25 protein-coding genes and 9 pseudogenes are annotated in these 26,065 nt (G+C 47.5%); 19 read left to right on the plus strand and 15 right to left on the minus strand.

What is annotated here, in order from left to right; translation table 11 throughout:
* Nucleotides 1-24: 24 nt before the first annotated feature.
* The gene (gene gapA / locus ACQGXV_RS29835) at nt 25-1,020 is read right to left on the minus strand and encodes a glyceraldehyde-3-phosphate dehydrogenase (RefSeq protein ID WP_440864058.1); all 996 of its coding nucleotides are present in this window, start codon (nt 1,018-1,020) and stop codon (nt 25-27) included.
* A gap of 495 nt (nt 1,021-1,515) precedes the next feature.
* Between gapA and ACQGXV_RS29840 the strand changes: the two are divergent.
* From ACQGXV_RS29840 to ACQGXV_RS29855, 4 genes and pseudogenes are all read left to right on the plus strand, one after another.
* A pseudogene (locus tag ACQGXV_RS29840) lies at nt 1,516-2,628 on the plus strand (IS256 family transposase); the annotation flags it as partial.
* Between the two features lie 76 nt (nt 2,629-2,704).
* On the plus strand, nt 2,705-3,628 hold the full coding sequence (locus tag ACQGXV_RS29845; protein WP_440864059.1) for an IS5 family transposase: 924 nt from the start codon (nt 2,705-2,707) through the stop codon (nt 3,626-3,628).
* 374 nt (nt 3,629-4,002) lie between these two features.
* The gene (locus ACQGXV_RS29850) at nt 4,003-5,385 is read left to right on the plus strand and encodes a diaminobutyrate--2-oxoglutarate transaminase (RefSeq protein ID WP_440867696.1); all 1,383 of its coding nucleotides are present in this window, start codon (nt 4,003-4,005) and stop codon (nt 5,383-5,385) included.
* A 17-nt stretch (nt 5,386-5,402) separates the two neighbouring features.
* Nucleotides 5,403-6,866 (plus strand): pyridoxal phosphate-dependent decarboxylase family protein, encoded by a 1,464-nt coding sequence (locus tag ACQGXV_RS29855; RefSeq protein WP_440864060.1) that lies wholly within the window; start codon nt 5,403-5,405, stop codon nt 6,864-6,866.
* 60 nt (nt 6,867-6,926) lie between these two features.
* Here the strand turns inward: ACQGXV_RS29855 and ACQGXV_RS29860 are convergent, their stop codons facing one another.
* Nucleotides 6,927-7,640, minus strand: coding sequence for an oligogalacturonate-specific porin KdgM family protein (locus ACQGXV_RS29860; RefSeq protein WP_440864061.1), 714 nt, complete (start codon nt 7,638-7,640; stop codon nt 6,927-6,929).
* 771 nt (nt 7,641-8,411) lie between these two features.
* Nucleotides 8,412-8,774 (minus strand): annotated as a pseudogene (locus ACQGXV_RS29865) (transposase); the annotation flags it as partial.
* Nucleotides 8,775-8,826: 52 nt separating this feature from the next.
* On the opposite strand from ACQGXV_RS29865, the gene ACQGXV_RS29870 reads away from it, so the two are divergent.
* Nucleotides 8,827-9,965 (plus strand): IS3 family transposase gene (locus tag ACQGXV_RS29870; RefSeq protein WP_440864062.1). Its coding sequence is split into 2 segments (ribosomal slippage): nt 8,827-9,064 and nt 9,064-9,965, totalling 1,140 coding nucleotides; the frame shifts between segments, so codons are not numbered across the junction.
* A gap of 13 nt (nt 9,966-9,978) precedes the next feature.
* Here ACQGXV_RS29870 and ACQGXV_RS29875 read toward each other — a convergent pair.
* The 6 genes and pseudogenes from ACQGXV_RS29875 to ACQGXV_RS29900 form a co-directional block, all read right to left on the minus strand.
* Nucleotides 9,979-10,836 (minus strand): annotated as a pseudogene (locus tag ACQGXV_RS29875) (IS256 family transposase); the annotation flags it as partial.
* Nucleotides 10,837-10,871: 35 nt separating this feature from the next.
* Nucleotides 10,872-11,414 (minus strand): IS30 family transposase, encoded by a 543-nt coding sequence (locus tag ACQGXV_RS29880; RefSeq protein ID WP_440867698.1) that lies wholly within the window; start codon nt 11,412-11,414, stop codon nt 10,872-10,874.
* Nucleotides 11,415-11,497: 83 nt separating this feature from the next.
* The gene (locus ACQGXV_RS29885) at nt 11,498-11,986 is read right to left on the minus strand and encodes a transposase (RefSeq protein ID WP_440864063.1); all 489 of its coding nucleotides are present in this window, start codon (nt 11,984-11,986) and stop codon (nt 11,498-11,500) included.
* Nucleotides 11,987-12,437: 451 nt separating this feature from the next.
* A complete protein-coding gene (locus ACQGXV_RS29890) occupies nt 12,438-13,457 on the minus strand; it encodes an IS110 family transposase (protein ID WP_440864064.1) in 1,020 nt (339 codons plus the stop codon).
* Nucleotides 13,458-13,702: 245 nt separating this feature from the next.
* Nucleotides 13,703-14,380 (minus strand): hypothetical protein, encoded by a 678-nt coding sequence (locus ACQGXV_RS29895; protein ID WP_440864065.1) that lies wholly within the window; start codon nt 14,378-14,380, stop codon nt 13,703-13,705.
* Between the two features lie 382 nt (nt 14,381-14,762).
* A pseudogene (locus ACQGXV_RS29900) lies at nt 14,763-15,086 on the minus strand (IS5/IS1182 family transposase); the annotation flags it as partial.
* A gap of 103 nt (nt 15,087-15,189) precedes the next feature.
* Here ACQGXV_RS29900 and ACQGXV_RS29905 point away from each other — a divergent pair.
* The 7 genes from ACQGXV_RS29905 to ACQGXV_RS29935 all read left to right on the plus strand — a co-directional run bounded on the left by ACQGXV_RS29905 (nt 15,190) and on the right by ACQGXV_RS29935 (nt 18,875).
* Nucleotides 15,190-15,555 carry an IS630 transposase-related protein gene (locus tag ACQGXV_RS29905; protein WP_440862584.1) on the plus strand — a complete coding sequence of 122 codons (366 nt, stop codon included), beginning with the start codon at nt 15,190-15,192 and terminating at the stop codon, nt 15,553-15,555.
* Nucleotides 15,479-16,012: an IS630 family transposase gene (locus ACQGXV_RS29910; RefSeq protein ID WP_440867699.1), complete on the plus strand. Its 534-nt coding sequence runs from the start codon at nt 15,479-15,481 to the stop codon at nt 16,010-16,012. The genes ACQGXV_RS29905 and ACQGXV_RS29910 overlap by 77 nt, the downstream gene beginning before the upstream one ends.
* A complete protein-coding gene (locus ACQGXV_RS29915; protein WP_440864066.1) occupies nt 15,973-16,107 on the plus strand; it encodes a hypothetical protein in 135 nt (44 codons plus the stop codon). Before ACQGXV_RS29910 ends, ACQGXV_RS29915 begins: the two co-directional genes overlap by 40 nt.
* Nucleotides 16,108-16,165: 58 nt before the next feature.
* Nucleotides 16,166-16,600 carry a coiled-coil domain-containing protein gene (locus tag ACQGXV_RS29920; protein WP_440867700.1) on the plus strand — a complete coding sequence of 145 codons (435 nt, stop codon included), beginning with the start codon at nt 16,166-16,168 and terminating at the stop codon, nt 16,598-16,600.
* Nucleotides 16,601-17,091: 491 nt separating this feature from the next.
* Nucleotides 17,092-17,457, plus strand: coding sequence for an IS630 transposase-related protein (locus ACQGXV_RS29925; protein WP_440862584.1), 366 nt, complete (start codon nt 17,092-17,094; stop codon nt 17,455-17,457).
* A complete protein-coding gene (locus tag ACQGXV_RS29930; protein WP_440862665.1) occupies nt 17,381-17,914 on the plus strand; it encodes an IS630 family transposase in 534 nt (177 codons plus the stop codon). Before ACQGXV_RS29925 ends, ACQGXV_RS29930 begins: the two co-directional genes overlap by 77 nt.
* Before the next feature lie 25 nt (nt 17,915-17,939).
* Nucleotides 17,940-18,875, plus strand: a complete 936-nt coding sequence (locus tag ACQGXV_RS29935; protein WP_440867702.1) for an IS30 family transposase — start codon at nt 17,940-17,942, stop codon at nt 18,873-18,875.
* Nucleotides 18,876-18,879: 4 nt separating this feature from the next.
* Here ACQGXV_RS29935 and ACQGXV_RS29940 read toward each other — a convergent pair whose 3' ends face one another.
* Nucleotides 18,880-19,143 (minus strand): transposase family protein, encoded by a 264-nt coding sequence (locus ACQGXV_RS29940; RefSeq protein WP_440867703.1) that lies wholly within the window; start codon nt 19,141-19,143, stop codon nt 18,880-18,882.
* Nucleotides 19,140-20,157: pseudogene (locus ACQGXV_RS29945) on the minus strand (IS5 family transposase). The gene ACQGXV_RS29940 and the pseudogene ACQGXV_RS29945 overlap by 4 nt, the downstream one beginning before the upstream one ends.
* A 76-nt stretch (nt 20,158-20,233) precedes the next feature.
* Between ACQGXV_RS29945 and ACQGXV_RS29950 the strand changes: the two are divergent.
* Together ACQGXV_RS29950 and ACQGXV_RS29955 are read left to right on the plus strand one after the other, a co-directional pair.
* A pseudogene (locus tag ACQGXV_RS29950) lies at nt 20,234-20,333 on the plus strand (ORF6N domain-containing protein); the annotation flags it as partial.
* 734 nt (nt 20,334-21,067) lie between these two features.
* Nucleotides 21,068-21,685: a hypothetical protein gene (locus tag ACQGXV_RS29955; RefSeq protein WP_440864067.1), complete on the plus strand. Its 618-nt coding sequence runs from the start codon at nt 21,068-21,070 to the stop codon at nt 21,683-21,685.
* A gap of 596 nt (nt 21,686-22,281) precedes the next feature.
* Here the strand turns inward: ACQGXV_RS29955 and ACQGXV_RS29960 are convergent.
* The 4 genes and pseudogenes from ACQGXV_RS29960 to ACQGXV_RS29975 form a co-directional block, all read right to left on the minus strand.
* A pseudogene (locus ACQGXV_RS29960) lies at nt 22,282-22,902 on the minus strand (IS30 family transposase); the annotation flags it as partial.
* A gap of 25 nt (nt 22,903-22,927) precedes the next feature.
* Complete coding sequence (locus tag ACQGXV_RS29965; protein ID WP_440862665.1) at nt 22,928-23,461, minus strand: IS630 family transposase; 534 nt, start codon at nt 23,459-23,461, stop codon at nt 22,928-22,930.
* Nucleotides 23,385-23,750, minus strand: a complete 366-nt coding sequence (locus ACQGXV_RS29970) for an IS630 transposase-related protein (RefSeq protein WP_440863104.1) — start codon at nt 23,748-23,750, stop codon at nt 23,385-23,387. Before ACQGXV_RS29970 ends, ACQGXV_RS29965 begins: the two co-directional genes overlap by 77 nt.
* Before the next feature lie 28 nt (nt 23,751-23,778).
* Nucleotides 23,779-24,138, minus strand: a complete 360-nt coding sequence (locus ACQGXV_RS29975; protein ID WP_440864068.1) for a transposase — start codon at nt 24,136-24,138, stop codon at nt 23,779-23,781.
* 89 nt (nt 24,139-24,227) lie between these two features.
* Here ACQGXV_RS29975 and ACQGXV_RS29980 point away from each other — a divergent pair.
* From ACQGXV_RS29980 to ACQGXV_RS30000, 5 genes and pseudogenes are all read left to right on the plus strand, one after another.
* Nucleotides 24,228-24,785: pseudogene (locus ACQGXV_RS29980) on the plus strand (IS3 family transposase); the annotation flags it as partial.
* Complete coding sequence (locus ACQGXV_RS29985; RefSeq protein ID WP_440864069.1) at nt 24,730-24,876, plus strand: hypothetical protein; 147 nt, start codon at nt 24,730-24,732, stop codon at nt 24,874-24,876. The pseudogene ACQGXV_RS29980 and the gene ACQGXV_RS29985, both read left to right, overlap by 56 nt.
* A gap of 195 nt (nt 24,877-25,071) precedes the next feature.
* The gene (locus tag ACQGXV_RS29990; RefSeq protein ID WP_440862584.1) at nt 25,072-25,437 is read left to right on the plus strand and encodes an IS630 transposase-related protein; all 366 of its coding nucleotides are present in this window, start codon (nt 25,072-25,074) and stop codon (nt 25,435-25,437) included.
* On the plus strand, nt 25,361-25,930 hold the full coding sequence (locus ACQGXV_RS29995) for an IS630 family transposase (RefSeq protein ID WP_440867704.1): 570 nt from the start codon (nt 25,361-25,363) through the stop codon (nt 25,928-25,930). Before ACQGXV_RS29990 ends, ACQGXV_RS29995 begins: the two co-directional genes overlap by 77 nt.
* A pseudogene (locus tag ACQGXV_RS30000) lies at nt 25,906-26,043 on the plus strand (transposase domain-containing protein); the annotation flags it as partial. The gene ACQGXV_RS29995 and the pseudogene ACQGXV_RS30000, both read left to right, overlap by 25 nt.
* Nucleotides 26,044-26,065 lie beyond the last annotated feature (22 nt).

Raw genomic sequence — 26,065 nt, forward strand, 5'->3', positions numbered from 1 at the left:
AGCATCGCTTATCGCACCGTCGCCTTATTTGGAGATGTGTGCGATCAGGTCCAGTACTTTGTTGGAGTAGCCAGTTTCGTTGTCATACCAAGAAACCAGTTTCACAAAGTTGTCGTTCAGCGCGATACCGGCTTTGGCATCGAACACAGACGTCAGAATTTCACCGTTGAAATCGGTGGAAACCACGTCATCTTCAACGTAACCCAGAACGCCTTTCAGCTCGCCTTCAGAAGCGGCTTTGAGGGCTTTCTTGATTTCTGCGTAAGAAGCTGCTTTTTCCAGACGAACAGTCAGGTCAACAACAGAAACGTTCGGAGTCGGAACGCGGAACGCCATACCGGTCAGTTTACCGTTCAGTTCCGGCAGAACTTTACCTACCGCTTTAGCTGCGCCAGTAGAGGACGGGATGATGTTCTGGGATGCGCCGCGGCCGCCGCGCCAGTCTTTGTGAGACGGGCCATCAACGGCTTTCTGCGTAGCCGTGGTGGCGTGAACAGTGGTCATCAGACCTTCGATGATGCCGAAGTTGTCGTTGATCACTTTTGCCAGCGGTGCCAAGCAGTTAGTGGTGCAAGATGCGTTGGAAACGATATCTTGTCCGGCATATTTGTCAAAGTTGGCACCACGAACAAACATCGGGGTGTCATCTTTGGACGGGCCAGTCAGAACCACTTTTTTCGCGCCGGTGGTGATGTGCTTACGTGCAGTTTCGTCAGTCAGGAAGATACCGGTTGCTTCAGCAACTACGTCAACACCAACTTCGTCCCACTTCAGGTTAGCCGGATCTCTTTCTGCGGTAACGCGGATTTTTTTGCCGTTAACAATCAGCTGACCGTCTTTCACTTCAACGGTGCCGTCAAAACGGCCGTGAGTTGAGTCGTATTTCAGCATGTAAGCCATGTAGTCAGCGTCCAACAGGTCGTTGATTGCAACGATCTCGATGTCAGAGCGTTTCTGAGCAGCACGGAAAACAATGCGGCCGATGCGGCCAAAACCGTTGATACCTACTTTGATAGTCATATATTTCACCAGCTATGGTTAGTGAATAATGGTTACTGAATAAAGGTTGGTTGTAAAATTACAAAAACCTTGCTGAGCGTCAAGCGGAATCGTGTCAATAGTTGCGGCAAGTCAAATCTGATGCGCAACGGTTGCAAGAAAAAGCGCCGTAATGAAACTTAGGAACATCTTTCCCTTAAATGGGAGCGTTTGCACCAATATAAAGCCCGCAGGCTCGATAAATGTGATGGATATCACAATTCTTGGGGCTTTGCTCGGTTACTCCTCTTAGTCGGAAAAAACGTTATGAAGATGTTAATTCTTGTTAAACTAAGCAATGCCAAATAAAAATGATGACGAGACAATCATGGATAAGCCAGCTTCAACGTCTGCACCGGCAGGCAAGGGAACGTTGACGGAGATGCAACAGTATTTGACGCAGCAACGCTGCACTGAGGAGAGTGTAAAAAGATCTGTGTAAATGGCATTTTGAGGAAAACCTTCAGAGGACAAAAAATGCCTATCAGCAACGAACTTATTGACCAACTGCTTCAAGATTGTCACTCCCCTCAGGATCTGCTGGGTGAATCAGGCCTACTCAAGGTGCTGACTAAAAGACTGGCGGAACGGGTTCTTGAAGCTGAGATGGAGATGCACCTTGGGTATGCTAAGCATGACCCGGCAGGTAATCATTCAGGCAACTCCCGCAATGGCAAGACATCCAAGAGCGTACGTAGCCAAAATGGGGAGATCGAGTTCGATATTCCGCGCGACCGCAACAGTACCTTCGAGCCGACACTGATCGGTAAGAACGAAAAACAGCTTAACGGCTTCGATGACCGCATTATTTCTCTCTATTCCAGAGGGTTATCAACCCGTGATATTCAGGCACACTTTAAAGAAGTCTACGGGGTCGATGTTTCCGCTGGCTTCATTTCTCAAGTGACCAATGCTGTGATGGATGAAGTTAAGCGCTGGCAGCAACGGCCGCTGGATGCGCTTTATCCCATTGTTTACCTTGACTGTATTGTTGTCAAAAGCCAGGACGGCGGAGCCGTGGCCAACAAGTCTGTTTATCTGGCCCTCGGCGTCAACGGCCAGGGCGAAAAAGAGCTGCTGGGGCTATGGATAGCCAAAACTGAGGGGGCCAAGTTCTGGTTATCTGTGATGACAGAACTGAAAAATCGTGGGCTAAAGGACATCTTCGTCGCCTGCTGCGATGGCCTGAAAGGCTTTCCTGATGCCATTGAAGCTGTTTACCCGCATACGCGGGTACAGCTCTGCATTGTGCATCAGGTGCGGAACTCGCTGCGCTACGTCGGCTGGAAAGAGCGTAAGGCCGTTGCTGCTGACCTGCGCACCATCTATAGTTCCGCAACGCTAGAGGGCGCTGAAGAGGCCCTGGATGCCTTCGCGGCCAAATGGGATGAGCAGTTCCCGACGATCAGCCCGTCGTGGAGAAATAATTGGGAACGTCTCATCGTCATTTTTGACTTTCCGCCGGAGATCCGCAAGGTTATCTACACCACCAACGCGATAGAGTCGTTAAATGCTTCATTGCGCAAGATAACGAAAACGCGACGAATATTTCCAACGGATGACTCGGTGATAAAATTACTCTATCTAGCCGGCTTTGTTGAATAAATCGAACTTTCAGGGGATCGCCGGATCAAAGCACTATCATCGCTCCCGATAGCAGCTCCCCATGGCAAAGCAAAAGTTTAAAATCACCAACTGGCCCACCTACAACAACGCACTCAGACAACGCGGCTCCCTGACGGTCTGGCTTGATGAGTCGGCCATCGCTGCATGGACTGACAGTGCTTCGCCTGAAGGTCGTGGTCGGCCGCTTTACTACACCGATATGGCTGTTACCACGGTTTTGATGATAAAGCGCGTGTTTAACCTGTCGCTCCGGGCATTACAGGGCTTTGTCGACTCGGTTTTTACACTGATGAGCCTGCCACTGCGCTGCCCGGACTACTCTCTGGTCAGTCGGCGGGCAAAAACCGTCAGTATCAGCATAAAAATGCCAACGCGTGGTGAAATCTCGCATCTGGTCATCGACAGTACCGGTCTGAAGGTCTTTGGCGAAGGTGAATGGAAAGTCAGGCAGCATGGGGCTGACAGACGAAGAGTGTGGCGCAAGCTTCATCTGGCAGCAGACAGTGCGACGCATGAGATTATCTGTGCCGACTTATCGCTCAGCGGAACGACAGATGCGCAGGCACTGCCGGGCCTGATTAACCAAACCCACCGAAAAATCAGGGAAGTGTCAGCAGACGGTGCTTATGACGCCCGTTACTGCCACGATGCGTTGCTAAGAAAGAAAATCAGGCCCCTTATCCCGCCGCGAAGCGGAGCCAAATACTGGCCGGACAAGTACCATGAACGTAACCATGCGGTGGCGAATCAGCGTCTGAGCGGGAGTAATGATATGTGGAAAAAGAAAGTGGGTTATCACCGGCGTTCAGTGGCAGAAACAGCGATGTTCCGCATAAAAACTTTGCTGGGTGGCCATCTGAGCCTGCGTGACTATGAGGCTCAAGTAGGTGAAGCCATAGCGATGGTCAAAGCGCTGAAGCGTATGACGTTGTTGGGTATGCCACACAGCGTCAGGATAGGATAACAGGTGTAGCAGAGGGAGTCATCCTGTCGGCTAATTCTGATTTATTCAACAAAGCCTATCTAGCCTTGCATAATATCTCTGCTAAATGGACCTTGCCAATCAGAGACTGGAAACCTGCTATGAGCCAATTCATGTTGATGTATGGAGAACGAATCTCCGGTTAAGCAATGGAGCCATTTACACAAAATTCTTTACAGACTCAATTAAGTCAGCCTGACGCTGTTTTTTGTTATTTATATCTGCATGAAATCCCAGCAATATCCCCATAAAATATTGAGTCCATTGCTCAAACAACATATATTAGCCGCGTTTTTTACCCCTTAACCATTATTCAACCCGGCGTTAACCATACCCCCGGTTGTAGGAGTGATATGATGACGGATAAAGTCCGTATTGATACTTTGAGTGCTAATTCATTACCGCAACGCAATGAAACCTTTTTAGCAAGACAAGCTGAATTTGAATCTAATGTCAGGAGCTATCCGCGCAAATTGCCCTTGGCCATTGCCAAAGCGCAGGGCGTTTGGATTACTGATGTTGAGAATAATCAATATCTTGACTGCCTTGCCGGTGCCGGAACCCTGGCACTCGGCCATAATCATCCTGATGTGCTTCAAAGCATTCAAAGTGTCATTACCAGTGGCTTACCGTTACACACCCTTGACCTGACCACGCCGTTAAAAGATGAATTTTCATCTTATCTGCTGTCATTGCTGCCGGGTCAGGGCAAAGAATATTGCTTGCAATTTACCGGGCCTTCCGGTGCCGATGCCGTTGAGGCTGCGCTAAAACTGGCTAAAAAAGTGACCGGTCGTTCAGGTGTGATCAGTTTCTCCGGAGGCTATCACGGTATGACCCACGGAGCGCTCGCTGTCACGGGTAACCTGTCACCTAAAGAAGCTGTCGATGGTATGATGCCTGAAGTGCAGTTTATGCCTTACCCGAACCAATACCGTTGCCCGTTGGGCATTGGCGGTGAGGCTGGTGTTAACGCACTGACCTACTACTTTGACAATCTGATCAACGATGTCGAAAGCGGGGTGCGCAAACCTGCCGCGGTAATCCTTGAAGCCGTTCAAGGAGAAGGGGGCGTCAACCCGGCACCGGCCGAGTGGCTGCAACGTATTCGCAAAGTGACTCAGGAACATGGCATTGTCCTGATTATTGATGAAGTACAGGCCGGTTTTGCCCGTACCGGTAAACTGTTCGCGTTTGAACACGCGTGCATCGAACCTGATATCATCGTCATGTCTAAAGCGGTCGGTGGCGGTTTACCGCTTGCAGTGCTTGGCATCAAAAAACAGTTCGATGCCTGGGCACCGGGTCACCACACCGGCACTTTCCGTGGTAACCAACTGGCGATGGCCACCGGTCTGACTACGCTCAAAATCCTTAAAGACGATCGGATTGCAGATAAAGTGGCCGCACAGGGCGAGTGGCTGAAAGCCAAGCTGGCCGAACTGCAAAAACGCTACCCGGTGATGGGGCATGTACGCGGGCTGGGGTTAATGATCGGCATTGAGATCGTCAAACCTCATGAAGCGCAGGATCACATGGGATGCCACCCTGCGGATGGTGAACTTTCTGCACTGTTGCAGAAAAAATGTTTTGAAGCTGGCCTGATCCTTGAAAGAGGTGGCCGCAACGGTTGCGTATTGCGCCTGTTGCCTTCGCTGCTCATCACCAATGCCGAGTTGGATATTTTCCTCGATAAATTCGAAAGTGCCTTGCTGAGCGCTGGCGTCAAGCCTGTTTAAGTGTAGTGAGCCCTCAAATGTCTGATATCAAACCTATTCTGTCAGGTTCGGCGCAGAGCATTGCCGCCTATCAGGACGCCATCGAGCAGAGCACTCAGGCTGTCGTGGCTTGGTTACAGCAGCCCGAGATGTATCAAGGCAAGACCGTTGAGCAATTGCGTGAGCGTATTCATTTGTCCTTCACGTCTCAGGGGCTGGGCAACCAGGTCGCCATTGAACGTGCTGTTGAATACTTTCTTAAAGACAGCTTGTCCGTGCATCACGCGCAATGTGTCGCGCACTTGCATTGCCCGAGTTTGGTGATCAGTCAGGCGGCAGAAGTGCTGATTAATGCCACCAACCAAAGCATGGACTCTTGGGATCAGAGCCCGTCAGCCACTATCATTGAGATGAAGCTGATCGAATGGTTACGCCAGCAAGTAGGTTACACCGCGGGTGACGCGGGTGTATTCACCAGCGGCGGTACCCAAAGCAACCTGATGGGATTGATGTTGGCGCGAGATGCTTTTTTTGCGCGTCAGGGGCACTCCGTTCAGCAGCACGGTTTAACCGGCGATCTGAGTAAAATCAAAGTGCTGTGTTCTGAAAATGCCCATTTTTCCGTGCAAAAAAACATGGCACTGATGGGGCTGGGATATCAATCCGTTACGCTGGTAAAAACGGATCCATTCTCGCGCATGGATCTCAGCGATTTGGCTGAAAAATTGGCGCAGGCCGCCGCCAATGGTGAGCAGGTGCTGGCCATTGTTGCAACGGCCGGAACTACCGATGCCGGCGCCATCGATCCCTTAGCTGAGATTGCGGCTATGGCCGCCGAACGGCATATCTGGCTGCACGTTGACGCAGCATGGGGCGGCGCGCTGTTGCTTTCTGATAAATACCGCCACTACCTGGATGGCCTTGAGTTAGCCGATTCCGTCACGTTGGATTTCCATAAGCAATTTTTCCAGACCATCAGCTGCGGCGCATTTTTGCTGAAAGATGCCCGTCACTATGAACTGATGCGCTATCAGGCGGCTTATCTCAATTCAGGCTTTGATGAAGAGCAGGGCGTGCCTAATCTGGTGTCGAAATCGCTGCAAACTACGCGCCGATTTGATGCTCTGAAATTGTGGATGGGCCTTGAAGCATTGGGCAAAAAGCAGTACGCCGAAATCATTGATAATGGTGTAACGTTGGCACAACAAGTTGCACAGTTTATCACAGAACAGTCGCATCTGGAACTGGTGATGCAGCCACAACTGGCCAGCGTACTGTTCCGTTTCCGCCCGGCGTCTGGCGATGTGGCGACTGTCGCTTTACTGAACCAACGCATTGGTGACTCACTGCTCGCGTCTGGCAGCGCAAATGTGGGTGTTACCGAAGCCGACGGGGTGATCTGCCTGAAACTGACCTTGCTGAATCCTACCGTTTGCCTGGCAGATGTAAAAATCCTGTTGGAAAGTGTGAAAGCGTGCGGGTTGCAACTACTAAAAGTTTAGTGATCTAAAAATAAAAGCCGACAGCATTTATGTTGTCGGCTTTTTTACGCGCACAATATATCAGAAACTATACTGAATCCCGATCCTATAGCGTGTTTGTCGATCGTTGCCCTTATCTACCGCAGGAACATTACCGACAGCAAGGTAAGGGCGCCAATTTTTATCCCATTGATAGCTCACTTTAAAATCATGACTAAAGGCATATTTTTTATTTTCTGCCGAGTTGGCTTTTAGCTCGTTGGCATTTTGATAATCCAGTTCATATTCAAACGTATAGTCATTAAGGAAGTTATAAGCCATCAACGACGTTAAACTATAACCTTTTTCGGATGTTTGTTTCGGCGTCCCAATATTGACACTGTTTCGTTTATAATAAGGACGATAGGTCACAGAGACGGAAAGATCGTCGGTAATATTCGCTTTACCGCGCAGGTAGGGGCGATAGCTATTGTAGTCCGCGGTCGATTCCAACGAAAATCCAGGTTCTAAAGAGAAGGTTTTGTTGACATCATGCGTGTAGCTGGCGATCACCTCCGTACCGCTACTGACCCGTTCGCTGAATGGACTTTTTTCTGATTTATCATTGGGATGCTGAGCCCATCGCGCTTCTGCTGACAGTCCAAAACCCTGCTCAAAAAGCGTGGAAAACTTAAAACTATCATTGTGCTCCCCGTTTGATGAATCTTTAAATTCATGCTGATAATCAATGGCAGTAGCATGTGCGTTAAGTGTGATCAATGAAGCCATTGCCAACGTAACTAACTTTAATTTCATTATATCTCTCCGAGAAAAATAACATTAACGTCAACAACTCCGCAGACAAAAGCAATTCCAACCGTGAAAAGGCAACGGTGTATTAATGTAATGCGCCAAGAGATTGTAACAGCAATTCAATATTAAAAGTGTTACATTTATGACGCGTCTAAGAATATAGTATAATCCACATTGATAAAATAAACCGATTGGCAATAAGCGTGCAGGAAGAGACTTTCTCAAATCAGCGAATAAATGATGAGTTATTGACTATTCACTTAACGGAGAATGTAATCTGATTTCTGGTAAACGCGATAATTTTCACGAACGCTATTGAATAAATCGGAAAATTAGTGAACAGAATACTCGCCGTGGAGCAGGGCGGATTGAAACGAACCTATCAATCGTACGCGAAATTGTTGAGTAGAGAATGGTTTTGATTTGGTTAACAAAATGGGCGTTATACTCATCATGCGATGCGAGGATGCGACGTTATAAAAAGCGTCGATATGCCAACTAATTACGAGATCATTTATGAGGACCGTCTCTCCTGCTATTTTGGTTAAAGCCACACTGTGTCTATGCTTTTCCAGCATGGCATTAGCCGCTCCAAATGTAACCCACACAGTTAATAAAGCCATCGCCCCATTCCCACTCGAAACGCAACAAAACGGTAGAGGCTTATTCCACCAGTAAGTGCGTTAAAAATACCTCATTGGGGGAACGATAGCCCAGCGATTTTCTGCCCCTTGTATGAGTCTGTAAAGAATTTCGTGTAAATGGCTCCATCGCTTAACCGGAAATCCGATCTCCATACATCAACATGAATTGGCTCATAGCCGGTTTCCAGTCTCTGATTGGTAGGGTCCATTTAGCCGAGATATTATGCAAGGCTAGATAGAATAATTTTAGCACCGAGTCATCCGTTGGAAATATTCGTCGCGTTTTCGTTATCTTGCGCAATGAAGCATTTAACGACTCTATCGCGTTGGTGGTGTAGATAACCTTGCGGATCTCCGGCGGAAAATCAAAAATGACGATGAGACGTTCCCAATTATTTCTCCACGATGGGCTGATCGTCGGGAACTGTTCATCCCATTTGGCCGCGAAGGCATCGAGGGCTTCTTCAGCGCCCTCTAGCGTTGCGGAACTATGTAGTGGTTGAATAATCAGGACACTAAACTTACATCCAAAACGGAGGTGTTTAGTGAACCATAAACGACAATTTACCCCTGAGTTTAAAAAGGAAGCCGTTGCCCTGGTAACAGAGCAGGGCTATACGATAGCCAGGGCAGCAGCATCGCTGGGCATAAGCAACAAAACCCTGCATACATGGGTCTCGCTGGCACGCGAGCAGAGCAACGGCGTACTCAGCGATGATGAACGTGCAGAGTTAAAACGGTTACAAAAGGAAAACAAAGAGTTACGTACAGAGAAGGAGATACTAAAAAAGGCGAGTGCCTTCTTCGCGAAACATATGTCGTGAGATACCGGTTCATTCTCGACAATGCCACTGACTTCAGCGTTCGTACACTCTGTCGGGTCATGCGTGTGACGGCCTCTGCCTGGTATGCATGGCGAAAAAAGCCCGCCGAACCGCTGCAAAAAGACGTGGAGGTCCGGGTCAGGTTAAAGGCGCTGTTCGCCGCCAGCAGGCAGGGAGCAGGAAGCCGGACGCTGGTCAAAAGGCTTCGTGGAGAAGGCATCATAATCAGCCGCTGGCGGGTGAGGAAACTCATGCAGGAAGAGGGGTTGGTCTGCCGACAGCGCCGGACTTATAAGGTCACGACAAAACCCCCCCCGGGTGCAGAGGTGGCCCTAAACCTGCTGAACCAGAATTTTAACCCGCCGGGGCCAAATCAGGTGTGGGCGAGTGACATCACGTATCTGAAGACCGGTGAAGGCTTGCTGTATCTGGCGGCTATTATGGATTTGTACTCCCGGCAGATAGTGGGCTGGCAGGTGGACAGACGGATGACCTCATCGCTGGTCTGCGGGGCCCTGATGAAGGCATATAACCTGCGAACTCCCCCGCCGGGCCTGGTGGTGCATACGGACAGGAGGGCGCAGTACACGGGACAACGCTTTCAGGCGCTGCTGAGCAGCTACAGGCTGAGGAGCAGTATGGGAGACGTGGGTGCCTGCTGGGATAATGCGGTGATGGAGCGCTTCTGGGGCAGTCTGAAACATGAATGGTTGCTGCTGGTACCCCAGCCAACACGGGCTTACATGGAGCAGGATGTGGCGACGTATATCCGCTACTACAACCTAGACAGGCATCATGCCGCTAACGGGGACCTGTCTCCGGTGCGTTATGAACAAATGGCTGAGAAAAAAGTGTCCTGATTTACTTGACCACTGCACTATAGATAGTGCGGAGGTCAGCAGCAACGGCTTTACGCTCTTTCCAGCCGACGTAGCGCAGCGAGTTCCGCACCTGATGCACGATGCAGAGCTGTACCCGCGTATGCGGGTAAACAGCTTCAATGGCATCAGGAAAGCCCTTCAGGCCATCGCAGCAGGCGATGAAGATGTCCTGTAGCCCACGATTTTTCAGTTCTGTCATTACAGATAACCAGAACTTGGCCCCCTCGGTTTTGGCTATCCATAGCCCCAGCAGCTCTTTTTCGCCCTGGCCGTTGATGCCTAGAGCCAAGTAAACAGACTTGTTGGTCACGGCTCCGCCGTCCTGGCTTTTGACCACAATACAGTCAAGGTAAACAATGGGATAAAACGCATCCAGCGGCCGTTGCTGCCAGCGCTTAACTTCATCCATCACGGCATTGGTCACTTGAGAAATGAAGCCAGCGGAAACATCGACCCCGTAGACTTCTTTAAAGTGAGCCTGAATATCACGGGTTGATAGCCCTCTGGAATAGAGAGAAATAATGCGGTCATCGAAGCTGTTAAGCTGCTTTTCGTGCTTACCGATCAGTGTCGGCTCGAAGGTACTGTTGCGGTCGCGCGGAATATCGAGCTCGAGCGCCCCATTTTGGCTACGTACGCTCTTGGATGTCTTGCCATTGCGGGAGTTGCCTGAATGATTACCAGCCGGGTCATGCTTAGCATACCCAAGGTGTATCTCCATCTCAGCTTGAAGAACCCGTTCCGCCAGTCTTTTAGTCAGCTCCTTGAGTAGGCCTGATTCACCCAGAAGCTCCTGATGGGAGTGGCAATCCTGAAGCAGTTGGTCAATAAGTTCGTTGCTGATAGGCATTTTTTGTCCTCTGAAGGTTTTCCTCAAAATGCCATTTACACAGATCTTTTTACACTCTCCCTTGTATTGAGTATGTGTTCGAGTTCGGCGATCTTACGATGACTGACCTGACTGAAGTCTGTTCCCTTTGGGTAAAAACGTCGTATCAGCCCGTTGGTGTGCTCATTCAAGCCCCTCTCCCAGGAATGATAAGGATGGGCAAAGTAGACCTGCGCCCCTGTGATTTGAGTAATTTGCTCGTGCAGAGCGAATTCAGGGCCGTTATCAGCTGTTAGGGTCTTAAACTTGCAAAAGGTATTAGCTTCAATGTCCCTGAAAGCAGCAACCACAGTCTCCGCACGCTTATTAGGCAGTTTGCGAATGATGACGGTTTTCAATGCTTTATCTACGATGGTTAACAAGAATGACTTCTGGTCTTTGCCAAAAATAGTGTCAATTTCGAAGTGGCCAGGCTCCTGTTTAAGCTCGGCTTGAGCTGGGCGATACTCAATACCAACACGGCTTTGTTGAATAATAGGGAATAATGCTGTTATGACACGCCTTTTTTGGATTAAAATGCTGATCGCTCCGGGATGCATCACTACGCTCTGGATGTAACATACTGATTTTACCTCAAGGGAATCCGCAGCCTTTATGGCTGCGCAGAATAATATCTATTTATTCAACAAAGCCTACCAACACGGTTGGGAATAGGGCCTGATTTGAGGTTTTCGGCATTGTACCTGTAACGTTTTCCCCGATGAGGAAGTTGCTGATATAGCTCCCCGCCAGCCTGTCTCTCCTGCAGGATATAGCGATATAGCGTATTCTTGCTGACAGATATACCGAATTCCAGGTGCAAACGGCCACTGATGATTTCAGGTGAAGAGTGAGTGGAAAGCGCCTGCCTGATGAAGTTCTGAATGTGTGGCTCCAACTGGTAAAAAGCATTGTTTGGCAGAGGCTTATGACGGCGTTCCCAGGCCAGAGTGTCCGCCCTTCTACAGCAGTAGACACCATTGAAAGTAGGGTCGGTATTGCGTCTGAGTTCCCTGCTGATGGTCGAGCGAGGCAGAGCACGCTCTCTGGCGATGGTAGCTTGGTTGACACCTTCACCACGCCGCTTTTCGATGTAGAACCGTTCTTTGTGAGTCAGATGTTTTCCCTGCATGCAACAGGCTCTCCAGTATGGCCAGAACGGTGATTTTATCCGACTCTGGCAAGTGGGTCACTTTGTTGCGTTTCGAGTGGGAATGGGGCATTGAACCCATTTATCCAATTGGGTTTCTTGCGGGTGATAGCTCCCCATGAGGGCAGCATGACCCGCGAATGCATAATTCATGGGTGCTATATGAACGCATCCCGTTTGCAAAGCATTCGTGGTGTTGACATTGACGGTAGGTTGCAGCTCTATATTCGGCCTTGTTGCAGCCGCTGCTGCGGGCCTCGATGAGATTCGCTGACTCACACCTCATTCTCCTGGCGAGCTTTAAGCTCAACACACCATTCAGGTTTAGTGAGTCACGGTCTTACCTGTCGTTGTCATCACTACGGCTGCCCTAGCAACCTTTCAGCATTCACCCTTCTATTAAAAGAGTTAATGTTTTGCCAGCATCTGTCGTTCAGAACGGCCTGACGCTGACGTGTTTTTTGTCGTAAGTTCGGCTATGTGCCACCAGGGCCCACACCGTGCGCGCTATCTTGTTAGCCATTCCCACCACCGCAACGCTGGTTGTCCGTCTTTTCAGCAGCTCCGTAACCCACGGGTTCGGCTCTTTCGCCAGCAGCGTCGCAGCCCTGGCTCCGTGGATAAACAGCGTCCGCAGATAAGCATCGCCGCGTTTACTGATGCCCAGAAGCCGCACTTTGCCGCCGGTGCCTGTTTGCTTTGGCACCAAGCCGATGTAGGCTGCGAACTCCCGTCCTGATCGGAAGGCTCCCGCATCTCCTATGGTGGTAATTGCTGCGGTGGCAACCAGTGTGCCAACACCTGGAATGTCCATAATCCGCCGACAGGCCTCATTCTGTTTCGCCCAAGTGGCAAGCTGTTTTTCGATACCCTCTATCTGCATATCCAGGTCAGTGAGGCGCCGATGCTGGTCTTCAAACTGGTAGTTCAGGAACGGTGGCAGCTTTTCCTTAAGTCGCTCAAGCACCTCTGGCATCGCCTTGTCCAGTGACGCCCGGCCTTTACGCACAGTTTCGCCGAACTCCAACAGCAATCCGTGCAGCGAGTTGATTTGCGCGGTGCGGAACTTCACTAACTGGCGGCGCATTTTGTGCAGCGACAGTACTGCCTGCTGTTCCTCAGTTTTGACGGCAACGGCTTTAGCTGGCTGCTGGACCGCCATCCAGATAGCACGGGCATCCATCACGTCATTTTTATTGCCCATCACGAAGGCCTTGACGAATTTGCCCTGGAGTAGTCTGACCTTATGCCCCAGTTTTTCCAGCTCCCGCGCCCAGTGCTGGGAACCGCCGCAAGCTTCCATGCCAATCAGGCAAGGCTCACGATTGCTGAAGTATCCCAGCAGCGCGTCGCGCTTTATCTGTTTATCGATGACTTCACCGGTATGTTCATTAATGAAATGAACCTGCATCAGATGTTTTGCGATATCGACGCCAACAGGGGTATATTTCATGTCGTGGATCCTCCAGTTATCAGGGAGCTTTATGCATCCCGTGTTGGGCACAATGATGCCGTAAGTCTGCGAGGATCCACACCTTACCTGCCGAACCCTTCGCTGCTCTCAAATGTGTGGGATGCGTTCATCTCATTCTCCTTGTGTCAATAACCGCCGTTCAGTGGCAGAAACAGCGATGTTCCGTATCAAAACATCGCATAACGGTAGCCCCGGCGGGAAGCATCCTGTCTGCTAACTCTGATTTATTCAAAAAAGCCCGTATCCTTCTGAGGTTCATACGATGCTGGCGGCATAGGCGGCATCCCAATTTCACCCGGTTTTACGGGCGCTGTCTGAGAGAATGTGCTCAGGGTGACAGGCGCTGGCGGAGTGAATGTCATCGGGGTGACAGGCGCTGGCGGAGTGAATGTCATCGGGGGGAAACCATATTGCCGAAAAAAAGTTTCTGAAGTCGCCATATTTTTAATGTGACTCTTTTGATCAAGCATAGATTTTATATCTTTTTTTACCGAGGCAAAATGATTTGCCTTGCATTTTTCAAAAAAATGTTTGATAAAATCAAATTTTCTGTATGTTTTTGATTTAATAATCTCAACTTTCCCATTTTTTTCTTGGATTTTATATTCTCTATTTTTAATATTAATTTGATTAACCTCACTTATGTCAATGTAATTATTATTTTTTGCGTTAACAAATTGTTTTATAGATGCAAGTTCACGAACGCAATTATATACTTGAGTGATATTATTATTGATGATGCTACTTCTATTTGAAGTAGTTAAATTACCTTTTGTAGTTGCAAACGTTTCTTTAATTGGACTTACATTGCTTGATATTTTCATATTCATAGTGAAATAAACCTCAATGATTGAATTAATTTGGGCTTTGTTGAATAAATAGATATTATGCTGCGTAGCCATAAAGGCTGCGAATTCCCTTGACGTAAAATCAGTATGTTAAATTCAGATCGTGGTGATGCATCTCGGAGCGATGCAGCATTTTAATCCAAAACAGGCATAACAGCATGATTACCTATTATTCAACAAAGTCAACTGGAGCACTATTCCGCGCAGCTATTTAGCAAAATACATTTCCTTTACATTCATTTTACCTAACATTTATGTAAATTAATCGTTTAATTTATTCAACAAAGCCTTGCTATGCTTCTTTACTGTAATGTACATTACCATAATTAAGTGAGAGTTATACTGCTTTCATAATTCGCTGAATCAATAAGAGTCGACCCCGACTTTGTTGAATAAATCAGATTTAGACGACAGTATGTTCCCGCTGGAACACCTGTTATGCAATACGGACACTGGCCGGCATACCCAACAGGGTCATCCGGTTTAGCGCTTTGACCATCGACATCGCTTCAGTCACCTTCGCGTCATAGTCCCGCAGGCTCAGGTGGCCACCCAGCAGAGTTTTGATGCGGAACATCGCTGTTTTTGCCACTGAACGCAGGTGATAACCTACTTTCTTTTTCCAGGCGTCATTACTCCCGCTCAGATGCTGATTCCCCACCGCAGGGTTACGTTCATGGTACTTTTCCGGCCAGTATTGCGCAACGCTTAGCGGCAGGATAAGGAGCCTGATTTTCTTTCTCAGCAACGCATCGTGGCATTTCAATGACAACTAATTTAGACATATAGCCAACCGACTTAAAAATGATTACATCCTATGCCCTGATATAGCTAAACGACTTAATTTTGATTACATTATTTAAATGAGCTATTCAATTGATTTTAGACGTAAAGTGATATCTACACGGAAAAACGAAGGGTTGAGTATCCGAGAAACAGCGAAGCAATTTCGGATTGGCCCTGCCTCTGTATCGCGTTGGATTAATCAAATAGAGTCAAAAGCATCGACCACGCGTCAGCGAAAGATCGATAAATCCGAGTTGATAAAAGATGTTGAACAATATCCAGATGCTTACCAAAAAGAACGTGCAGAGCGTTTTGGCGTTTGTCAGAAGGCCATTTGGCAAGCGCTTAAAAAGCTGGGATTGACCTATAAAAAAAACTCTACGTCATCCGAAAGCCGACGAAAACGCCCGGCAGGGATTTCAACAAAAAAAACAACAGTATGAAAAAGAAGGTAAACCTATTGTTTTTATTGATGAAAGTGGTTTTTCACACGATGCCCCACGGACTCACGGCTATTCCCCAAAAGGTCAACGGTGTTTTGGCCTGAAGAACTGGGGAGCTAGGGGAAGAACAAATGTTATCGGCGCTTTATTAGGCACAACGCTGTTTGCTATCGGATTATTTGATATCAATATTAACAGCGATGTTTTCTATGCCTGGGTCACACAAGTCCTTATCCCAGTACTCCCTAAAAACAGTGTAATCATGATGGACAATGCCACTTTTCACAAAAAACATAATATTCAACAAGTCATCATCGATGCAGGGTATATGGTGGAGTATTTGCCTACATATTCGCCAGATCTTAACCCAATTGAGCATAAATGGGCACAAGCAAAAAGCAAAAAAAGAGAGATGGGTTGCGATACAGAGAGTTTGTTCTCAGTCTATATGGTGTAATCAAACTTAAGTCGCTTGGCTATATGCGGCAAAGAAGCATAGCTGGCTGTTATCAAAATAATGTCGCTTGGCTATATCAGAGGGCTAACGGGTAAAATTTTGCAGATTGGCGGTCAGATCGATTACACTTGGCTTAACACAGGAGGATCCGCTATGGGCCAGGTTGCATTTGATACTCAAGAGTTCGTTGAAACGCTGGAAAACGCCGGGTTGCCGAAAGACCAGGCCAAGGCGATATCTCTTGTTGTGCGAAAATCACACGAGGTAGCAGATCTTGCTACAAAGCGCGATCTCGAGGACGTGCGCAAAGACCTGTCCGCTGATATCGCCGAGGTGAAGCGTGAGATAGCCGATGTCCGTAAGGACTTATCCGCAGAGATAGCCGATGTCCGTAAGGACTTATCCGCAGAGATAGCCGATGTCCGTAAGGACTTATCCGCAGAGATAGCCGATGTCCGTAAGGATATGACTGCTGGTTTCGATAAAATTAACGATAAATTTGAGAAGCTTGGCATGCAGATGACCATCCGGCTTGGTCTAATGGTCGCCGCTGCCGTGAGCATCATTGCTGCCATTCTCAAAATGTGACGGTGCACTATATCCCTTGGGTCAGGCGGAACGTGATTGCACGGTCACCTGTTGACAGGGGGTGATGTCCCTATCTCGGATTAGTCGCTTCTGACAGCACCGTAACGCCCTATGTAATTCTTAAAGCGTTCGTCTTTAAATTTCTACTTTGGCATAAACTCTATTGGCTTCCGCTGCGATCCGCTTCTCTTCGGCTAGGCTGTGTCCCTTATAGCTAAGCGACATTATTTTGATAACAGCCAGCTATGCTTCTTTGCCACATATCAGGGCATCGGCTGTAATCATTTTTAAGTCGGTTGGCTATAATTGCTTGAGCTATAGTATCCATCGCCCCATTCCCAGTCGAAATGCAACAAAGTGACCCACTGGCCAGACCCGGATAAAATCACCGTTCTGGCCCTACTGGAGATCCCGTTGCATGCAGGGAAAACATCTGACTCACAAAGAGCGGTTCTATAGCTAAACGACTTAATTTTGATTACATTATTTAAATGAGCTATTCAATTGATTTTAGACGTAAAGTGATATCTACACGGAAAAACGAAGGGTTGAGTATCCGAGAAACAGCGAAGCAATTTCGGATTGGCCCTGCCTCTGTATCGCGTTGGATTAATCAAATAGAGTCAAAAGCATCGACCACGCGTCAGCGAAAGATCGATAAATCCGAGTTGATAAAAGATGTTGAACAATATCCAGATGCTTACCAAAAAGAACGTGCAGAGCGTTTTGGCGTTTGTCAGAAGGCCATTTGGCAAGCGCTTAAAAAGCTGGGATTGACCTATAAAAAAAACTCTACGTCATCCGAAAGCCGACGAAAACGCCCGGCAGGGATTTCAACAAAAAAAACAACAGTATGAAAAAGAAGGTAAACCTATTGTTTTTATTGATGAAAGTGGTTTTTCACACGATGCCCCACGGACTCACGGCTATTCCCCAAAAGGTCAACGGTGTTTTGGCCTGAAGAACTGGGGAGCTAGGGGAAGAACAAATGTTATCGGCGCTTTATTAGGCACAACGCTGTTTGCTATCGGATTATTTGATATCAATATTAACAGCGATGTTTTCTATGCCTGGGTCACACAAGTCCTTATCCCAGTACTCCCTAAAAACAGTGTAATCATGATGGACAATGCCACTTTTCACAAAAAACATAATATTCAACAAGTCATCATCGATGCAGGGTATATGGTGGAGTATTTGCCTACATATTCGCCAGATCTTAACCCAATTGAGCATAAATGGGCACAAGCAAAAAGCAAAAAAAGAGAGATGGGTTGCGATACAGAGAGTTTGTTCTCAGTCCATATGGTGTAATCAAAATTAAGTCGCTTGGCTATACATCGAAAAACGGCGTGGTGATGGGGTTAACCAGGCCACCATCGCCCGGGAACTGGAGCTTCCTCGTTCTACCATCAGCAGGGAACTCAGACGCAATACCGACGCCGCTTTCAACGGGGTCTATTCCTGCAGAAGGGCCGAAACGTTGGCCAGAGGGCGGCGGCAGAAAACACGGCCGGACAGCGTGATTAACCAGCTTGAACCGCACATTCAGGACTTTATCAGAACGGCGCTGTCTACCCACACCTCACCTGAGGTCATCAGTGGGCGCCTGGTCCTGGAATTTGGCCTGTCCGTCAGCAAGAACTCGCTCTATCGCTATATCCAGCAGGAGCGCCGGGCCGGCGGTGAGCTGTATCAGCAGCTCCCTCATCGGGGTAAACGGTATAACTATCAGACCGATGAGAACAAACGCGGTCCTATTCCCAACCGTGTTGGCATTGAGCAGCGGCCGGCCGTTGCTGACCTCAAACAGGAACCCGGGCATTTCGAGATTGACACCATCTTTGGCAAAGATCAGAAATCATTCCTGCTGACGGTGGTCGATCAAGCCGTCAAGCTGGTCATCATTCGCAAACTGCCCAACAAGCGAGCAGAGACAGTGGTAGCGGCCTTCAGGGACATCGTTGCCAATACCTTCTGCGAGTTTAAAACCCTGACTGCTGACAACGGTTCTGAATTTTCCCAGCACAGGGAAATTACAAAAGTCACGGGGGCACCGGTCTACTTTGCCCGGCCATATCATTCCTGGGAACGCGGGTTGAATGAGCATACCAACGGGCTGATACGGCGTTTTTACCCGAAGGGAACGGACTTCAATTATGTCACCCATCGCAAGGTTGCAGCACTCGAACACCTGCTCAATACGCGAGGCCGAAAATCGCTGGGTTATCGTTCTCCAAATGAGGTATTTTTAACGCACTTACAGGCGGCATAATGCCCTACCGTTTTGTTGCGTTTCGACTGGGAATGGGGCCGATGGCGTGTTCAACTGTAATACGGATGCCCGAGATTATTTTATTTTCTTGTTTTTGTTCAGGCGATAAAGGTCTTTTTCGAGTTCCTTTTTTTGGGATTTGTGTATTAGGATGCTGTTTATCTATACCTTGAAAACCGGTATCTGCCCAGATGGTTACCTCAGGAGGGGCTTTGTTGAATAAATCAGAATTAGCCGACAGGATGACTCCCTCTGCTACACCTGTTATCCTATCCTGACGCTGTGTGGCATACCCAACAACGTCATACGGTTCAGCGCTTTGACCATCGCTATGGCTTCACCTACTTGAGCCTCATAGTCACGCAGGCTCAGATGGCCACCCAGCAAAGTTTTTATGCGGAACATCGCTGTTTCTGCCACTGAACGCCGGTGATAACCCACTTTCTTTTTCCACATATCATTACTCCCGCTCAGACGCTGATTCGCCACCGCATGGTTACGTTCATGGTACTTGTCCGGCCAGTATTTGGCTCCGCTTCGCGGCGGGATAAGGGGCCTGATTTTCTTTCTTAGCAACGCATCGTGGCAGTAACGGGCGTCATAAGCACCGTCTGCTGACACTTCCCTGATTTTTCGGTGGGTTTGGTTAATCAGGCCCGGCAGTGCCTGCGCATCTGTCGTTCCGCTGAGCGATAAGTCGGCACAGATAATCTCATGCGTCGCACTGTCTGCTGCCAGATGAAGCTTGCGCCACACTCTTCGTCTGTCAGCCCCATGCTGCCTGACTTTCCATTCACCTTCGCCAAAGACCTTCAGACCGGTACTGTCGATGACCAGATGCGAGATTTCACCACGCGTTGGCGTTTTTATGCTGATACTGACGGTTTTTGCCCGCCTACTGACCAGAGAGTAGTCCGGGCAGCGCAGTGGCAGGCTCATCAGTGTAAAAACCGAGTCGACAAAGCCCTGTAATGCCCGGAGCGACAGGTTAAACACGCGCTTTATCATCAAAACCGTGGTATAGCCAACCGACTTAAAAATGATTACATCCTATGCCCTGATATGCGGCAAAGAAGCATAGCTGGCTGTTATCAAAATAATGTCGCTTGGCTATAACAGCCATATCGGTGTAGTAAAGCGGCCGACCACGACCTTCAGGCGAAGAACTGTCAGTCCATGCAGCGATGGCCGACTCATCAAGCCAGACCGTCAGGGAGCCGCGTTGTCTGAGTGCTTTGTTGTAGGTGGGCCAGTTGGTGATTTTAAACTTTTGCTTTGCCATGGGGAGCTGCTATCGGGAGCGATGATAGTGCTTTGATCCGGCGATCCCCTGAAAATTCGATTTATTCAACAAAGCCATTCTCTGGACAAAGCGCGGAGCCGCTAGGCATGCCAAGATGCTCGAGACAGATAAGGCATGGGATGTGTTCGAGCAACTGGAAGATTGCTACTTCAATGCTGCACGTGCTAACAATCCGCTACGTTACCAGCCAGAAGCCCGAGAGCCACTAACTGCCGACGATACATCCCATCTTTCACGGCTCATATGGGGGATGTCGAACGGCTTCCGATTCGAGCGCTCATGGAGCAATGCCATATGGCATGCACTGCGCTATGCGGCGGGCGTCTCTTCCCCACAGCATTTTGGCGTCAGTCATATCCCGCTCCTCGCGGAAGAGTGCCAGCGTATTTACAGTTTCACGAATGCGCTGAAAGAGGTCATGTACGATGCTGAAAAGCAAGCTGTCCGACGAGTTCTCAAGAATCGTGAGGATGCTGACGCCGTAGTATCTGAAATGAAACAGCTGCTTGATGAAACCAATCAATCGCACAATCTGTTGCTGACGAATACCTTAGCACGATGGCAACAAGCGGATATCCAGCAGTTTCTACAACGCCATTATAGCCAACCGACTTAAAAATGATTACATCCTATGCCCTGATATGCGGCAAAGAAGCATAGCTGGCTGTTATCAAAATAATGTCGCTTGGCTATAACTCTTGACGTTAAATAACTGATCAAACGATCAGTTAAATTCTTGACGTGAGCACCTGAGCTACATATAATTTGCCCATGCTGCGGCAAAAGCGCGCAGGACATGAAGCCTCAACTCCCTATGGTGGTTTGGGCTTTTTTTGATATTAGTTAGCGTCAAAATGCATTCTAATCCACATGAAAGCCTAAACTAAAAATGGATATTAATATGCATATTGCTTCATATTCTAACGGTAGTATTATTTACCAAAAAGATGGATGGTCATCACCTACTTCTGGTTCATCATTAAATGAACAGCCACATGTTCTGTCAAAAAGCATTCATAGAGTCCAAAACAAATTTATATTTCCTGAACGTAAAATTTCTTTGTGGACACAGTGTAAGAAAAAAATAGGAGCCATGTTTCAAAAAATCATAAGTGTATTTCAGGCTTCGCCTCCTGATACATTTCCTCAATCGCAGGCATGCAACGATGCATCAACAAAAGTTCCTAGAATTGCCTCTTTTAAAGAAAATACCGAACTTCTGTATAAAGAAAAACCGACACCTAAACCACGCACAAAAATCACTTGTTCTGCTATAGTAGAACATCATGATGTTATTAACAAAAAGCCTATTCCGACTCCAAGAAAACGCCTAATTGAAGCACAAAAGACAAACATGCAACAACCTTTCGTAGAGAGTCATCCTTCTGCAAAGGAAAATCGCAAAACTATATATCAGAGTACGGGCGTAAAACCGGACGTAAAACATGAAAAAGTTCGAGGAAAAAAGGTTGCTGATCTCGTAGCACATTTTCAGAATCTAAAATAATTATACTCAACAAACTTCAAAATGCACGCCTAGGCCACGCGAGAGACTTACTGCCCGTGGCTCTTGTTGGACAAGCAGATGCATCTTGAAGTACGTTGAGTATAGATGAAATATCATCAAATTTAATTAATAATATATTTCATTTTAAGGCTACGCTCCGGCGCGGCCTTTTTTATTTCCCTTTCAATAATATATCGCCATCCCTGCCGGGAGGTGAGGGTATGACACGAATGAGCAGGCTTTGTTGAATAATAGGGAATAATGCTGTTATGACACGCCTTTTTTGGATTAAAATGCTGATCGCTCCGGGATGCATCACTACGCTCTGGATGTAACATACTGATTTTACCTCAAGGGAATCCGCAGCCTTTATGGCTGCGCAGAATAATATCTATTTATTCAACAAAGCCGAATGAGCACTCTCTACAGCAGGCTTTCATACGGAAGCGGGACGGGCTTAATGGGCCTTGGCGCGTCCGGTGCGTGTCAAGGTAGTTGTCGCCCCAGTTGATTCATTCGGCCTGTTTTTCCCGTTCCGGATTTAGCCACACTTCGTCGCCCCATTCCCACTCGAAACGCAACAAAACGGTAGAGGCTTATGCCACCAGTAAGTGCGTTAAAAATACCTCATTGGGAGAACGATAGCCCAGCGATTTTCTGCCCCTTGTATTGAGTATGTGTTCGAGTTCGGCAATCTTACGATGACTGACCTGACTGAAGTCTGTTCCCTTTGGGTAAAAACGTCGTATCAGCCCGTTGGTGTGCTCATTCAAGCCCCTCTCCCAGGAATGATAAGGATGGGCAAAGTAGACCTGCGCCCCTGTGATTTGAGTAATTTGCTCGTGCAGAGCGAATTCAGGGCCGTTATCAGCTGTTAGGGTCTTAAACTTGCAAAAGGTATTAGCTTCAATGTCCCTGAAAGCAGCAACCACAGTCTCCGCACGCTTATTAGGCAGTTTGCGAATGATGACGGTTTTCAATGCTTTATCTACGATGGTTAACAAGAATGACTTCTGGTCTTTGCCAAAAATAGTGTCAATTTCGAAGTGGCCAGGCTCCTGTTTAAGCTCGGCTTGAGCTGGGCGATACTCAATACCAACACGGTTGGGAATAGGGCCTGATTTGAGGTTTTCGGCATTGTACCTGTAACGTTTTCCCCGATGAGGAAGTTGCTGATATAGCTCCCCGCCAGCCTGTCTCTCCTGCAGGATATAGCGATATAGCCAAGCGACTTAATTTTGATTACACCATATGGACTGAGAACAAACTCTCTGTATCGCAACCCATCTCTCTTTTTTTGCTTTTTGCTTGTGCCCATTTATGCTCAATTGGGTTAAGATCTGGCGAATATGTAGGCAAATACTCCACCATATACCCTGCATCGATGATGACTTGTTGAATATTATGTTTTTTGTGAAAAGTGGCATTGTCCATCATGATTACACTGTTTTTAGGGAGTACTGGGATAAGGACTTGTGTGACCCAGGCATAGAAAACATCGCTGTTAATATTGATATCAAATAATCCGATAGCAAACAGCGTTGTGCCTAATAAAGCGCCGATAACATTTGTTCTTCCCCTAGCTCCCCAGTTCTTCAGGCCAAAACACCGTTGACCTTTTGGGGAATAGCCGTGAGTCCGTGGGGCATCGTGTGAAAAACCACTTTCATCAATAAAAACAATAGGTTTACCTTCTTTTTCATACTGTTGTTTTTTTTGTTGAAATCCCTGCCGGGCGTTTTCGTCGGCTTTCGGATGACGTAGCGTTTTTTTTATAGGTCAATCCCAGCTTTTTAAGCGCTTGCCAAATGGCCTTCTGACAAACGCCAAAACGCTCTGCACGTTCTTTTTGGTAAGCATCTGGATATTGTTCAACATCTTTTATCAACTCGGATTTATCGATCTTTCGCTGACGCGTGGTCGATGCTTTTGACTCTATTTGATTAATCCAACGCGATACAGAGGCAGGGCCAATCCGAAATTGCTTCGCTGTTTCTCGGATACTCAACCCTTCGTTTTTCCGTGTAGATATCACTTTACGTCTAAAATCAATTGAATAGCTCATTTAAATAATGTAATCAAAATTAAGTCGTTTAGCTATATAGCGTATTCTTGCTGACAGATATACCGAATTCCAGGTGCAAACGGCCACTGATAATTTCAGGTGAAGAGTGAGTGGAAAGCGCCTGCCTGATGAAGTTCTGAATGTGTGGCTCCAACGGGTAAAAAGCATTGTTTGGCAGAGGCTTATGACGGCGTTCCCGGGCCAGAGTGTCCGCCCTTCTACAGCAGTAGACACCATTGAAAGTAGGGTCGGTATTGCGTCTGAGTTCCCTGCTGATGGTCGAGCGAGGCAGAGCAAGCTCTCTGGCGATGGTAGCTTGGTTGACACCTTCACCACGCCGCTTTTCGATGTAGAACCGTTCTTTCTGAGTCAGATGTTTTCCCTGCATGCAACAGGCTCTCCAGTATGGCCAGAACGGTGATTTTATCCGACTCTGGCAAGTGGGTCACTTTGTTGCGTTTCGAGTGGGAATGGGGCATTGATATTCCAAATCTGCTCAATAGGCAGTTCGCTGTTACCAAGCCTGACCAGGTTTGGTGCGGCGATGTAACCTATATTTGGACAGGCGCCCGATGGGCGTATCTGGCGGTGGTATTAGATTTATTTGCCCGAAAACCCGTGGGTTGGGCAATGTCGTTTTCGCCAGATTCAGAATTAACAGCCAAAGCACTACAAATGGCTTGGGAACTGCGTGGGCATCCCAAACAAGTCATGTTTCATAGTGACCAAGGAAGCCATTACACCAGTCGTCAGTATAGGCAGGCATTGTGGCGTTATCAGATGACCCAAAGTATGAGTCGCAGAGGAAATTGTTGGGATAATAGTCCGATGGAGCGATTCTTCCGTAGTCTGAAGACTGAATGGGTGCCAACGACTGGCTACCAAAGCTTTAGTACTGCTCAATCATCCATTATTCGCTACATAACCCATTATTATAGCGATGTCAGACCTCACTGGTATAACGGTGGGTTAACACCAAATGAATCAGAACGGCTGTTCCATCAACAGTCAGGTAGGGTGGCCAAATTTAGTTGACCACTACAGTATAGCCAAGCGACATTATTTTGATAACAGCCAGCTATGCTTCTTTGCCGCATATCAGGGCATAGGATGTAATCATTTTTAAGTCGGTTGGCTATAGTGTCAATTTCGAAGTGGCCAGGCTCTTGTTTAAGCTCGGCTTGAGCTGGGCGATACTCAATACCAACACGGTTGGGAATAGGGCCTGATTTGAGGTTTTCGGCATTGTACCTGTAACGTTTTCCCTGATGAGGAAGTTGCTGATATAGCTAAACGACTTAATTTTGATTACATTATTTAAATGAGCTATTCAATTGATTTTAGACGTAAAGTGATATCTACACGGAAAAACGAAGGGTTGAGTATCCGAGAAACAGCGAAGCAATTTCGGATTGGCCCTGCCTCTGTATCGCGTTGGATTAATCAAATAGAGTCAAAAGCATCGACCACGCGTCAGCGAAAGATCGATAAATCCGAGTTGATAAAAGATGTTGAACAATATCCAGATGCTTACCAAAAAGAACGTGCAGAGCGTTTTGGCGTTTGTCAGAAGGCCATTTGGCAAGCGCTTAAAAAGCTGGGATTGACCTATAAAAAAAACTCTACGTCATCCGAAAGCCGACGAAAACGCCCGGCAGGGATTTCAACAAAAAAAACAACAGTATGAAAAAGAAGGTAAACCTATTGTTTTTATTGATGAAAGTGGTTTTTCACACGATGCCCCACGGACTCACGGCTATTCCCCAAAAGGTCAACGGTGTTTTGGCCTGAAGAACTGGGGAGCTAGGGGAAGAACAAATGTTATCGGCGCTTTATTAGGCACAACGCTGTTTGCTATCGGATTATTTGATATCAATATTAACAGCGATGTTTTCTATGCCTGGGTCACACAAGTCCTTATCCCAGTACTCCCTAAAAACAGTGTAATCATGATGGACAATGCCACTTTTCACAAAAAACATAATATTCAACAAGTCATCATCGATGCAGGGTATATGGTGGAGTATTTGCCTACATATTCGCCAGATCTTAACCCAATTGAGCATAAATGGGCACAAGCAAAAAGCAAAAAAAGAGAGATGGGTTGCGATACAGAGAGTTTGTTCTCAGTCCATATGGTGCAATCAAAATTAAGTCGCTTGGCTATACCTGCAGGCTGAACGGTGTGGAACCGGAAGCGTGGTTGCGCTATGTGCTGGGGCATATCCAGGACTGGCCGGTGAACGGGATCCGGGATCTTCTGCCGTGGAAAACCGATCTTAAATCTGTATAGGCGTCAATACGGTCTATATGTG

Source organism: Symbiopectobacterium purcellii (assembly GCF_052050035.1).
GTDB lineage: Bacteria > Pseudomonadota > Gammaproteobacteria > Enterobacterales > Enterobacteriaceae > Symbiopectobacterium > Symbiopectobacterium purcellii_A.

What these genes read in the sequence shown, in the direction of transcription:
- gapA (WP_440864058.1), bottom strand. Translation starts at nt 1,020, where the DNA reads ATGACTATCAAAGTAGGTATCAACGGTTTTGGCCGCATCGGCCGCATT.
- ACQGXV_RS29845 (WP_440864059.1), top strand. Translation starts at nt 2,705, where the DNA reads ATGGCAAAGCAAAAGTTTAAAATCACCAACTGGCCCACCTACAACAAC.
- ACQGXV_RS29850 (WP_440867696.1), top strand. Translation starts at nt 4,003, where the DNA reads ATGACGGATAAAGTCCGTATTGATACTTTGAGTGCTAATTCATTACCG.
- ACQGXV_RS29855 (WP_440864060.1), top strand. Translation starts at nt 5,403, where the DNA reads ATGTCTGATATCAAACCTATTCTGTCAGGTTCGGCGCAGAGCATTGCC.
- ACQGXV_RS29860 (WP_440864061.1), bottom strand. Translation starts at nt 7,640, where the DNA reads ATGAAATTAAAGTTAGTTACGTTGGCAATGGCTTCATTGATCACACTT.
- ACQGXV_RS29880 (WP_440867698.1), bottom strand. Translation starts at nt 11,414, where the DNA reads ATGCATCCCGGAGCGATCAGCATTTTAATCCAAAAAAGGCGTGTCATA.
- ACQGXV_RS29885 (WP_440864063.1), bottom strand. Translation starts at nt 11,986, where the DNA reads ATGCAGGGAAAACATCTGACTCACAAAGAACGGTTCTACATCGAAAAG.
- ACQGXV_RS29890 (WP_440864064.1), bottom strand. Translation starts at nt 13,457, where the DNA reads ATGAAATATACCCCTGTTGGCGTCGATATCGCAAAACATCTGATGCAG.
- ACQGXV_RS29895 (WP_440864065.1), bottom strand. Translation starts at nt 14,380, where the DNA reads ATGGCTACGCAGCATAATATCTATTTATTCAACAAAGCCCAAATTAAT.
- ACQGXV_RS29905 (WP_440862584.1), top strand. Translation starts at nt 15,190, where the DNA reads ATGAGCTATTCAATTGATTTTAGACGTAAAGTGATATCTACACGGAAA.
- ACQGXV_RS29920 (WP_440867700.1), top strand. Translation starts at nt 16,166, where the DNA reads ATGGGCCAGGTTGCATTTGATACTCAAGAGTTCGTTGAAACGCTGGAA.
- ACQGXV_RS29925 (WP_440862584.1), top strand. Translation starts at nt 17,092, where the DNA reads ATGAGCTATTCAATTGATTTTAGACGTAAAGTGATATCTACACGGAAA.
- ACQGXV_RS29955 (WP_440864067.1), top strand. Translation starts at nt 21,068, where the DNA reads ATGGATATTAATATGCATATTGCTTCATATTCTAACGGTAGTATTATT.
- ACQGXV_RS29970 (WP_440863104.1), bottom strand. Translation starts at nt 23,750, where the DNA reads ATGAGCTATTCAATTGATTTTAGACGTAAAGTGATATCTACACGGAAA.
- ACQGXV_RS29975 (WP_440864068.1), bottom strand. Translation starts at nt 24,138, where the DNA reads ATGCAGGGAAAACATCTGACTCAGAAAGAACGGTTCTACATCGAAAAG.
- ACQGXV_RS29985 (WP_440864069.1), top strand. Translation starts at nt 24,730, where the DNA reads ATGAATCAGAACGGCTGTTCCATCAACAGTCAGGTAGGGTGGCCAAAT.
- ACQGXV_RS29990 (WP_440862584.1), top strand. Translation starts at nt 25,072, where the DNA reads ATGAGCTATTCAATTGATTTTAGACGTAAAGTGATATCTACACGGAAA.